Source organism: Phocaeicola sp. RTP21198st1_B8_RTP21198_201120 (assembly GCF_040929485.1).
In the GTDB taxonomy this organism is placed as follows: domain Bacteria; phylum Bacteroidota; class Bacteroidia; order Bacteroidales; family Bacteroidaceae; genus Phocaeicola; species Phocaeicola dorei.
In genome coordinates, this window is the sequence record NZ_JBCOCI010000465.1 from 1 (window position 1) to 1,157 (window position 1,157).

General features: G+C 56.0%; 1 protein-coding gene and 1 pseudogene. Both read right to left on the reverse strand.

Annotated features, from left to right (window positions below):
- On the reverse strand, positions 1-433 hold a 433-nt coding region (locus tag AB5935_RS27320), incomplete at its 3' end, for a YWFCY domain-containing protein (protein WP_368328017.1).
- A 32-nt stretch (positions 434-465) separates the two neighbouring features.
- Positions 466-1,157 (reverse strand): annotated as a pseudogene (locus AB5935_RS27325) (relaxase); the annotation flags it as partial.

The window sequence follows — 1,157 nt, forward strand, 5'->3', positions numbered from 1 at the left end:
TCCACAGACCGCCCATCAGCAGGCATACATAGCCCGTGCCTACGGTCAGCACGTAAAGCCCCGTCACCGCTTCAACCGGCAGCGGCAATGCCAGTATCCACCAATTGAGGAAGAACAGCACGAACCCTGCGGCAAGTGCCGTCCAGATTCTTCCCCAAGTGATTTTCTCTCCCTTCACACCCTTTGTCCCCAGACAGGACAGGGCAAGCAGGAGAACGGCAAACAGTTTCGTGTAGAGGATGGAACGGAACAGCCCCGCCGTGCGGTCGAAGTTCATCAGGATTCTGTCCACCACGCCGATGTCCACGCCCCATAGCCGTATGGCTTCATAGCAGAACCAGTACACGTTCATGACCACTAAAATAATACTCACGGCACGCAGAAAATCCATGATTTTCGCCAATGCCCTCAAATCGTCTTCTTGTTGTGACATAGATTGAAAATTTTTGATTGTTGATACCTCGATTACATTCCCAAGCCCTTGCGCCTTTTCTTTTTCTTCTTGCGCTGCATCGCCCGGATAAAGGCTTCCTCCTCGGCATCCACTGCCGGACCTTCGGGAGTGAGCAGACCGACACCGCCCACCGTGTCCTCGTGGTCGGATGCGGTCTGTCTGCGCATATCCTCTCCTGTTTCCACCGGAACGGACAGCGGAATCGGCGGCTGTCCGGCATAAGGCAGCGTGAAGTGTTCCTGCAAGGCGTTGGCGGAAAGCTCCTTGCCCATGCGCGAGCCATTCAGCACGCAGCCCGTGCGGTGGTCGATGAACGTGGCTCCGTAGATGCGTCCTTCCTCCGTATAGCGCAGCACGGTGTCGATACCCTTCTCCCTGAGCCGCGAAACGAACTTCTCCTTGTCATACGTGCCTTCAAGCACGGAAAGGACGGCGCGTTTTGTCATGTCGGCGAGTTTCCGGTCCTTAATCTCCTGCTTGGAACGGGCAAACTTCTTCTGCACGGCTTCATAGCCGGCGGACTTCCCGAAAAGCGAGGACTTGAACGGGTTGCCCGTCTTATTCCCGGCATCATCGGTGACGGAATAGACCAGCCCGTGATACTCGCGTCCGCGCACGTTTCCCCGCGCTTCCTCCACCGTCATATTATATAAGGAAAGGAGCGCACGGTATTCGCCCATCGTCTGGAAACGGTACTGCCCAT